The 10,022-nt window shown below is 71.9% G+C and carries 7 protein-coding genes; 6 read left to right on the top strand and 1 reads right to left on the bottom strand.

The window, feature by feature from the left end; all coding sequences use genetic code 11:
- The first annotated feature begins 399 nt into the window (after window positions 1-399).
- The 4 genes from ACZ6CL_RS42395 (at window position 400) to ACZ6CL_RS42380 (ending at window position 4,425) form a co-directional block, all read left to right on the top strand.
- Window positions 400-585 (top strand): Trm112 family protein, encoded by a 186-nt coding sequence (locus tag ACZ6CL_RS42395; RefSeq protein WP_468946797.1) that lies wholly within the window; start codon window positions 400-402, stop codon window positions 583-585.
- 103 nt (window positions 586-688) lie between these two features.
- Window positions 689-2,026, top strand: coding sequence for an SIS domain-containing protein (locus ACZ6CL_RS42390; protein WP_468946794.1), 1,338 nt, complete (start codon window positions 689-691; stop codon window positions 2,024-2,026).
- A 176-nt stretch (window positions 2,027-2,202) separates the two neighbouring features.
- The gene (gene manA / locus ACZ6CL_RS42385) at window positions 2,203-3,408 is read left to right on the top strand and encodes a mannose-6-phosphate isomerase, class I (RefSeq protein ID WP_468946791.1); all 1,206 of its coding nucleotides are present in this window, start codon (window positions 2,203-2,205) and stop codon (window positions 3,406-3,408) included.
- Window positions 3,409-3,504: 96 nt separating this feature from the next.
- Window positions 3,505-4,425, top strand: coding sequence for a cation diffusion facilitator family transporter (locus tag ACZ6CL_RS42380; protein WP_468946789.1), 921 nt, complete (start codon window positions 3,505-3,507; stop codon window positions 4,423-4,425).
- 383 nt (window positions 4,426-4,808) lie between these two features.
- On the opposite strand, the gene ACZ6CL_RS42375 is transcribed toward ACZ6CL_RS42380, so the two are convergent.
- Window positions 4,809-6,977: a fructose-specific PTS transporter subunit EIIC gene (locus tag ACZ6CL_RS42375; protein ID WP_468946787.1), complete on the bottom strand. Its 2,169-nt coding sequence runs from the start codon at window positions 6,975-6,977 to the stop codon at window positions 4,809-4,811.
- Window positions 6,978-7,469: 492 nt separating this feature from the next.
- Between ACZ6CL_RS42375 and ahcY the strand changes: the two genes are divergently transcribed.
- Together ahcY and ACZ6CL_RS42365 are read left to right on the top strand one after the other, a co-directional pair.
- Complete coding sequence (gene ahcY, locus ACZ6CL_RS42370; RefSeq protein WP_385449202.1) at window positions 7,470-8,927, top strand: adenosylhomocysteinase; 1,458 nt, start codon at window positions 7,470-7,472, stop codon at window positions 8,925-8,927.
- Between the two features lie 118 nt (window positions 8,928-9,045).
- Complete coding sequence (locus tag ACZ6CL_RS42365) at window positions 9,046-9,660, top strand: hypothetical protein (protein ID WP_468946784.1); 615 nt, start codon at window positions 9,046-9,048, stop codon at window positions 9,658-9,660.
- Window positions 9,661-10,022: the final 362 nt, after the last annotated feature.

Below are 10,022 nucleotides of genomic sequence, written 5' to 3'. Positions count from 1 at the left end.
AGCGGGGTGCGGGGGCGGAGGTGCCCCACTCCAGTGCCTCCGGCGTGTGAGGAGCCGGGTCCTGGGGCGGAGATGCCCCATCCCAGCCCCTCCGGCGCTTGAGGAGCGGGGTCCAGGGGCGGAGCCCCGGCGGGGGTGCGGGGCGGAGCCCCCGAAGGGGGTCTGGGGCGCAGCCCCAGCCGGGGTCCGGGGCGGAGCCCCGGTTTCGGGAAGGGGCGGGGTGGGGAACAGGCCCCCGCCCAGGACAACCCGAGGCCCAGAACGAGGGCAGCGCCGCCCAGAAACACGGCCCAGGCCCCGGCCCCGGGATGGGCCAGGGGCCGCGCCGGCCCCACCCCCGGCGGTACCCTGACCACGCCGGACCCCCGTCCGACAGGACCACATCCGAAGGGACACCCCATGCCGCTCGAAGCCGGTCTTCTGGAGATCCTCGCCTGCCCGGCGTGCCACGCCCCGCTCCGCGAGGAAGAGGCCGAGGAGACCCCCGAGCTGGTGTGCACGGACGCCAAGGGCTGCGGCCTCGCGTACCCCGTCCGCGACCGCATCCCGGTCCTGCTCGTGGACGAGGCGCGCCGCCCGGCCTGACGACGCCCGACGTTCGCACGCCGCACGCCGCACGCCGCACGCCGCACGCCGCACACCGCCCCACCCGCACCGCCCGCCCACGGCGATCGGAGGCCGTAGCTCCATGCTCGACGAATCCCTCCTCGACGCCCCAGAGGCCCTCGCCCGGGCCGACACCCGCGGGCTGCTGCGCGCGGCCGCCGAATCCGGCGCCAGAGTCCGTACGGCAGCCCGGCACGCCGCCGAGGCGGGCGTAGCGGACCTCAAGCCGGACGGCCGCCCGCGCGCGGTCCTGGTCGCGGGCCCCGGGGCGGCCGGAAGCTGTACCGCCGACCTCCTCCGCGCGCTCAGCGGCGGCAACATCCCGGTGAGCCTGATCGGCCCGACCGGCGTCGCCCCCGCGCCCGGCGCACTGCGCTGGGCGCTCCCGGGCTGGGTCGGCCCGGCCGACCTGCTGGTCATCGCGACACCGGACGGTACGGAGCCGGGGCTGCCGCGCCTGGTCGAGCAGGCGTACCGCCGGGGCTGCGCGCTGGTCGCGGTGGCGCCGGGCCACGCGCCGCTGGCGGGCGCGGTGGCGCAGGCGCGCGGCCTCATCGTGCCGCTGGCCACGTCCGCGTACGGCCCGTACACGACGGCCACAGAAGCGCCCCCCGAAGCCACCCAGTCCCAAGCCCAGCCCCAGGCCCACCCCGAAGCCCACCCCCAGGCCCAGCCCGAAGCGGCCCCCCAAACCCCACCCCCCGAAGGCGCCCTGGGCGAACCAGCCCCCTCCAGCGCGCAGCCGCACCACACCACCCCGCCCCACATAGAGCCCCCCGGCACCGCCCCGGACGAGGTCACCGGCCCCGCCCTGCCCGGCACGCTGTGGGCGCTGCTCACCCCGCTGCTCATGCTCGTCGACCGGATCGGCCTGATCACCGCGCCGCCCACCGCGCTGCAACAGGTGGCGGACCGGCTGGACCGGGTCGCCGAACGCTGCGGACCGGCCATCGCCACGTACACCAACCCGGCGAAGACGCTCGCGGCGGAGCTGGCCGGGTCGCTTCCGCTGCTGTGGACCGAGGGCCCGGTGGCCGCCGCGGCCGGACGGCGCTTCGCGGGCCTGCTCGCGACGCTCGCCGGGCGCCCCGCGCTCGCCGCCGAACTGCCCGGCGCGCTGGCCGCGCACGGCACGCTGCTGTCGGGGGCCTTCGCGGGCGGCGCCGACCCCGATGACTTCTTCCGCGACCGAGTGGACGAGCCGGAGGCGCTGCGGGCCCGGATCGTGCTGCTGCACGACGAGCCGGTGGGCTCCGTCTCGGCCGTGCCGTCCGCCCGCGAGCTGGCGCTGGCGCACGAGACGGCCTTCAGCGAGCTGGAACCGGATGAGGGAAGTCCGCTGGAGCGCGCGGCCGAGCTTCTCGCCATCACGGATTTCGCCGCCGTTTACCTCGCGCTTGCTGCGGCGGATAGAACTTGAGGCCGTACGCAAGGCCATGAACGGCCACGCCGCGAACCGGCCACGCCGCGAACCGGCCACGCCGCGAACCGGCCACGCCGTAAACCGGCCCCACGCCGGGGCACCGGCACCGCCGGGGCACCGGCACCCACGCCGCACATGGCACCCTCCGCCCGGACAGTCAGGAACCGCACCGCATGGACCGCCTCGACAACACCGTGCGCCCCTACGCCTGGGGCTCCCTCACCGCCATCCCCGACCTGTTGGGCGCCGAGCCGACCGGCGAGCCGCAGGCCGAGATGTGGATGGGCGCGCACCCCGGGGCGCCGTCCCGCCTCGACCGGGGCGAGGGCTCCGTCGAGCGCTCCGTCGCGCTGTCCGACGTCATCGCGGCCGATCCGGAGCGGGAGCTGGGCGCGGACGCCGTACGGGCCTTCGGGCCGCGGCTGCCGTTCCTCCTCAAGGTGCTCGCCGCGGCCTCGCCGCTCTCCCTCCAGGTCCATCCGGACCTCGCGCAGGCGAAGGAGGGCTTCGCGGACGAGGAGGCCCGGGGCGTCCCGGTGGACGCCCCGCACCGCAACTACAAGGACGCCAACCACAAGCCCGAGCTGATCTGCGCCCTGACGCCGTTCAACGGGCTGTGCGGCTTCCGTGACCCCGACGAGGCCGCCGCGCTGCTGGCCGCACTTGAGGTCGACTCGCTCAAGCCGTACGTCGACATCCTGCACGCCCACCCCGAGTCGCACGCCCTGCGCGAGGTGCTGACGGCCGTGCTGACCGCCGACCGCGAGGCGATCGCCGAGACCGTGCACCAGGCCGCGGCCGCCGCCGAACGCCTGGGCGCACTCGACGGCCCGCACGCCCCGGAGTACGCGGCGTACGCCACCATCGCCCGGCACTACCCGGGCGACCCCGGCGTGATCGCCGCGATGCTGCTCAACTTCGTGACGCTGCAGCCCGGTGAGGCGCTGTACCTGGGCGCGGGCGTCCCGCACGCCTACCTCGACGGACTCGGCGTCGAGATCATGGCCAACTCCGACAATGTGTTGCGCTGCGGTCTGACCCCCAAGCACGTCGACGTCCCCGAACTCCTCCGCATCGTCCGCTTCGAGAGTGCCGCCCCGGCCGTCCTGCGCCCCGAGGAGGACCCCTCCGGCGAGGAGCTGTACGCCACCCCCATCGACGAGTTCCGGCTCTCCCGGTACGTCCTGGCGGAGGGCGCCGCACCGCGCACCCTTCCCTCCTCCGGCCCGCAGATCCTGTTGTGCGTCGCCGGCGAGGTTTCGCTGCGCGGTGACGGTGAACTACGTCTGTCCCGGGGTGAATCGGCCTTCGTCAGGGCGGGCGAAGAGGTGACCGTGACCGGCGACGGCACTGTGTTCAGGGCCACACTGACCGCCTGACGTCAGGCTCCTGCGGAGGGCTGGAACAATGGCCCGCCGTAGCGGCAGTAAAGCTCAAGCAAAACTGCCATGAGCGGGAAGGGACATTCGGCACATATGAGTGCATCCGGCGGAACCAAGGCGATTGTTGCCGCACTGGGCGCCAACCTGGCCATCGCCGCAGCCAAGTTCGTGGCGTTCGCCTTCAGCGGCTCGTCGTCGATGCTCGCCGAAGGCGTGCACTCGCTGGCCGACTCGGGCAATCAGGGACTCCTGCTCCTGGGCGGCAAACAGGCCAAGCGCGCGGCGACCCCCGAGCACCCCTTCGGCTACGGCCGCGAGCGGTACATCTACGGCTTCCTCGTCTCCATCGTGCTGTTCACCATCGGCGGCATCTTCGCGCTGTACGAGGGCTACGAGAAGATCAAGCACCCACATGAGCTGGACCACTGGTACTGGCCGGTCGGCGTGCTCGTCTTCGCGATCATCGCGGAGGGCTTCTCGTTCCGTACGGCCATCAAGGAGTCCAACGAGGTCCGCGGCAAGCTGTCCTGGGCCCAGTTCATCCGCCGCGCCAAGGCCCCCGAACTGCCGGTTGTCCTCCTGGAGGACCTCGGCGCCCTGGTCGGCCTCGTCCTCGCCCTCGGCGGCGTCGGCCTCGCCATCCTGACCGGCAACGGCATCTGGGACGGCATCGGCACCATGTGCATCGGCGCCCTGCTGGTCCTGATCGCCCTGGTCCTCGCGGCCGAGACGAAGTCCCTCCTGCTGGGCGAGGCGGCTGACGTCGACCAGGTAACCAAGATCCGCGAAGCGGTCGTCGACGGCCAGACCGTCACCGGCCTGATCCACATGCGCACCCTCCACCTGGGCCCCGAAGAACTCCTGGTGGCCGCCAAGATCGCGGTCCAGCACGACGACAGCGCGGCCGACGTGGCCCGCGCGATCGACGCGGCGGAAGCCCGGATCCGCGAGGCGGTCCCGATCGCCCGAGCGATCTACCTGGAACCAGACATCCTCCGGACGCCCACCCCCTGAGCCCCGATCCCCCCGGCTCCCAGCCGGGGCGATCGCGTTCACCCGGCGTTGCCGGACCCGGGGCAGCGGCGCCCCACCGCACGGGAACGGACTGGGGCATAGCCCTCGCGGGGGCGGCGCAGCTCCCCAGGCTCGGGACCTGGGAGGGCAGCCTGGTGCGGGTGCCGCCCTCGTCCCCGGGCGTAGCCCGGCCGGGCGGCTGCGAGGCCCCTGGGCTGGGGCCCAGAAGCGCGACTTGGTGCGGGGAGCCCCGCTGTACCGAGACCGGTCCGGGACACGGCGTCCCACGCCCGGGGCCCAGGGGCGCAGCCCCGGCGGGGGACGGGGCGGAGCCCAGGATCGGGAAGGGGCGGGGGTGGGGAAAAACCCACCCCGCCACCCACCTACGCGATCTCGCCCAGCACCCCCAGAATCGCCCCCACGTCCTCCGCCCCCGCCAACCGCTCCCGGAACTCCGCGACCATCAACTTCCGCGACAGCAGCGCCAGGATCCGCAGGTGCTCATCCCCCGCCGCGGCCTCCGGCACCGCGATCATGAAGACCAGCCGAGCCTTCGTACCGTCCGGCGCGCCCCATTCGATGCCCTCGGCGGAGCGCGCGAAGCCGACGACCGGGGCGGTCACCGCGTCCGTCTTGGCGTGCGGGATCGCGATCTCCTCCCCGAGACCCGTCGTGCCCTGTTCCTCGCGGGCGAACGCGACCCGCACCAGCTCCGCGGCGTCCGCGACCTTGCCGCTCGCGGCCAGCAGCCCGGCCATCTCGCGGATGGCATCGTCCTTACGGTCGGCGGTCAGCCGCTCCTTGACGGTCTGCTCGGTCAGATACCCGGACAACTCCGCGCCCCCGGCAGACTCCGCGCCCCCGGCAGACTCCGCGCCCCCGGCAGACTTCGCGTCCCCGGCAGGCTCCGCGACACCGGCGCGCCCGGCGGAACCACCCCCCGACGCAGCCCCCGAGCCACCCGCACCGCTCCCCACCAGCACCGGCTCGGCCACAACGGAAGCCACCCCACCGGCCGAAGCCGCGGCAGGCGCGGATGCCGGAACCGCCCCCGCCTCACCCCGCCGCACCGACATCAGCCCGACCGTGGCCACCGCCGTGACGGCCGTACCGACCACCACGGCCACGAAGAACATCGGCACCCCGTTCACCGCACCGAGCACCGCCACGATGGGCCCTCCGTGCGGCACGCTGTCCTCGACCGCCGCCAGCCCGGCGATGGCCCCGGCCACCGCACCACCCAGCATGTTCGCCGGAATCACCAGCGCGGGCCGCGCCGCGGCGAACGGAATCGCACCCTCGGTGATACCGAAGAAGCCCATGAAGAGCGCGGCGAGCCCGGTCTCCCGCTCCTGGTCGTCGAACATCCGGCGACGGATCAGCGTGGCCAGCCCCTGCCCCAGCGGCGGCACCGGAATGGCCGCCGCGCACGCGCCCATGACCTCGGGGTTCTTGGAGACCAGCCCGGCCCCGAAGAGGAACGCCGTCTTGTTGACCGGCCCGCCCATGTCGAACGCGATCATCAGCCCGAGGATGATGCCGAGCAGCGCCGCACTGGTCCCGGTCAGCCCGCCGAGCCAGTCGGTGAGGTTCTCGAAGACCCAGGCGATGGGCCTGCCCAGGACGTAGACGAAGAAGAGGCCGAGCACCGAGGTCGCCACGATCGGGATCACGATGATCGGCATGATCGGCTGAACGAACTTCGGTACCCGGACCCTCTTGATCCCCTGCACCAGATACCCGGCCAGGAACCCGGTGACGATCGCCCCGATGAACCCGGCGCCCGCCTCGCTGTCGTACAGCTCGCCATGGGCCGCTATCCAGCCGCCGACCATGCCGGGCACCAGCCCGGGCCGGTCGGCGATGGCGTACGCGATGTAGCCGGACAAGGCCGGGATCATCAGCTGGAAGCCGATGCTGCCGATGTCGTTGACGGTCTTCCAGAACGAGCCGTCGGGGATGACGATCCCCTCGGCCGTCGTATCGCCGCCCAGCGCGAGCGAGACGGCGATCAGCAGACCGCCGACGACCACGAACGGGATCATGTACGAGACGCCGTTCATGAGCGCCTTATAGGTGACGCCACGCCCCTTGGCACCGCCACCACCGGCCGAGCCGCCACCGGCCGGCCCGGCACCGACCGCCCGGCCACCGCCCGCACCGCGCGCGTCCCCCTCGTACACCGGCGCGTCCCGCACCCGCTCGATCAGCCCCTCCGGATGGTGAATCCCCTCGGCCACCCCGACGACGATCACCTTCTTGCCGACGAACCGGCTGCGGTCGACGTCCTTGTCGGCGGCGATGATGATGCCGTCCGCCTCACTGACATCGTTGTCAGACAGGACGTTCTCGGCCCCGATCGAGCCCTGCGTCTCCACCTTCATGCGATGACCGAGCGATTCCGCGGCCTGCGCCAGCTTCTCGGCGGCCATGTAGGTGTGGGCGATGCCCGTCGGACAGGCGGTCACCGCGAGCAGCCTGAGCCCCGGCCCGCCGGTCTCCGCACTGTCGCTGGCCCCCGCACCGCTGGGGGGATCGGCTGGACTGGTCACGTGGTTCTCCTTGTCAGGATCAGCTTCCCCGGCAGCGCACGGCAGCGCACGGCAGCGAACGGCAGCGCACGGCAGCGTCAACAGGCCGGGCAGCGCGGGAATGTGCAAGCGTCCCCGTGCCAGCGGCATCCTGCAATACCCGCGGACGGGATCAAAGCGCTCGGCCCCACGACCCGGGGCCCCTTCCAGGCCCGGGGCCGAAGAACACCCCCGCGGGCTGGGGCTCACCCCGCCCAGCGGTGTAGATTCGTGACCGAGCCAGACGTCGCTGCTGATGGCGGTCGGGCGGCCCGTACCGCGGGCCGGCCGAGGGAGAGAGGGCCTCCGACGGACTGCGCGCTGCGAGCAAAGGGGACACGTGTGTCCGCTTCACGTGGGTCCACCTCCGGACACACCCCGGATCCGGACGCACCGCCGGACACACAGTGCCCGCTGCCCGCAGGCCAGCCGAAACACTCTCGCTCGCCAACCGATCAATGAGGAGCAGCACTCATGACGTCAGCCGACACCGGTCAGGACTTCAAGGTCGCCGACCTCTCCCTGGCCGATTTCGGTCGTAAGGAGATCACCCTCGCCGAGCACGAGATGCCCGGCCTGATGGCGCTTCGTAAGGAGTTCGCCGCATCCCAGCCGCTGGCCGGTGCCCGTGTCACCGGCTCGCTGCACATGACGGTGCAGACCGCGGTCCTGATCGAGACCCTGACCGCGCTCGGCGCGCAGGTCCGCTGGGCGTCCTGCAACATCTTCTCCACCCAGGACCACGCGGCCGCCGCGATCGCCGTCGGCCCGACCGGTACCCCGGAGAACCCGCAGGGCATCCCGGTCTTCGCCTGGAAGGGCGAGACCCTGGAGGAGTACTGGTGGTGCACCGAGCAGGCGCTGACCTGGCCGGGCACCGCCACCGGCGGCCCCAACATGATCCTGGACGACGGGGGCGACGCCACGCTCCTCGTCCACAAGGGCGTCGAGTACGAGAAGGCCGGCGCCGCCCCTGACGTCGCCACCGCCGAGAACGACGAGCACCGCGTCGTCCTCGAGCTGCTGAACCGCACCCTCGCGGAGACCCCGCAGAAGTGGACGCAGCTCGCCTCCGAGATCCGCGGTGTCACCGAGGAGACGACGACCGGCGTTCACCGCCTGTACGAGATGCACCGCGAGGGCACCCTGCTCTTCCCGGCGATCAACGTCAACGACGCGGTGACGAAGTCGAAGTTCGACAACAAGTACGGCTGCCGCCACTCCCTGGTCGACGGCATCAACCGCGCCACCGATGTCCTGATCGGCGGCAAGGTCGCGGTCATCTGTGGCTACGGCGACGTCGGCAAGGGGTGCGCGGAGTCGCTGCGCGGCCAGGGTGCCCGGGTCATCGTCACCGAGATCGACCCGATCTGCGCGCTGCAGGCGGCGATGGACGGTTACCAGGTCGCCACCCTGGACGACGTGGTGGAGACCGCGGACATCTTCATCACCACGACGGGCAACAAGGACATCATCATGGCCACCGACATGGCCAAGATGAAGCACCAGGCGATCATCGGGAACATCGGCCACTTCGACAACGAGATCGACATGGCCGGTCTCGCGGCCATCCCCGGGATCGTCAAGGACGAGGTCAAGCCGCAGGTCCACACCTGGACGTTCCCCGAGGGCAAGAAGCTCATCGTGCTCTCCGAGGGCCGTCTGCTGAACCTGGGCAACGCGACCGGTCACCCGTCGTTCGTCATGTCCAACTCTTTCGCGGACCAGACGATCGCCCAGATCGAGCTGTTCACCAAGCCCGAGTCCTACCCGACCGATGTGTACGTGCTGCCCAAGCACCTGGACGAGAAGGTCGCCCGGCTCCACCTGGAGGCACTCGGCGCCAAGCTGACCACCCTCCGCCAGGAGCAGGCCGACTACATCGGCGTCCCGGTCGAGGGCCCCTACAAGCCCGACCACTACCGCTACTGATCGCCCCGGCCGACGCGCCGAGCGCCGGTCACCGGCCCCGCCGCACCGGCGGGGCCACTCGGGCCCGTCCGCGCCATCCCGGCCGGGCGGGCCCGAGCCCGTTTTCAAGGACGTCACCATGCCCCGCGGCCGCTACTCCCTCCACGACACGCACGACCACGCGCCCCTCGGCGAAGAGCACTTCCACTGCGCGCCGGGCCCCAGCGGATGGCGTTACGTCGCACAGCGCACCTCGCCCTCCGGCGAGCACGCCGGTTCCGTGGACCTCACCCTCGACGAACTCGGCCGCCCCCTCCGCCTGGAGCTGCACGCATCGAGCTGGCGGATCCGCGGCGGCGCGATGGAGGGCGTGACCTGGGTCCGTACGGATCCGTCCGGAGCGCACGCGACCGAGGGCAACACCCAGGCCCACGCGTTCACCGGCGCGTCCCCGGCGTTCCTCATCGCCCTCTCCCGCATGCTCCGGCTCGAACCCGGCGGGAGCCCCGTACGCGTCCGCCTCGTCGCCTTCACCGACCCGGTCCTCGCACCGCGCACCCTGGACCAGTCCTGGACACTGCTCGGCAGCACCCAGCACTCCACCGACATCGGCCCGCTCACGGTGGACGAATACCAGGTCAGCGAGCTGGACACGGGTGAGCAGCACACGGTCCACATCGCAGGCGACGTGGTGCTCGCGGCCCCGGGCATCGAACTGGAGGAGCTGGAGACCCCGCCGTCGGCCTTCGGGTGATGTGCGGAGCGCCCCGCTGAGCTGGTACGGTGTTCATCTCCCCGAAACCCGTTGACACGGGCCATGTGGGGAGGTAGATTTTAACGGTTGCGATGAGCGGCGTGGTACGTTGCTCAGCAGCCGTTGGCATCTGAATCGCTTCGTTCGTGAAGGCAATTCCAACGGAGCACTTTGACCCCCGCAGGTAATCGCGAAGCCGATTAGGTCGGCCGATGCGACTCTGCTAAAGTCAAGGACAGCCGAAAGGCAAAGGCCCCCAACAGGCCACCGGAAACGGAATTCGGACCGGAAACGGAACGGAAAACGGATCTGGTAAGGTTGGAAACACGAAAGGCCGAAAGGCCCGGAAGGAAAGCCCGGAG

Source organism: Streptomyces sp. NPDC041200, assembly GCF_055591805.1.
This window is presented reverse-complemented; position numbering and strand designations above follow the sequence as displayed.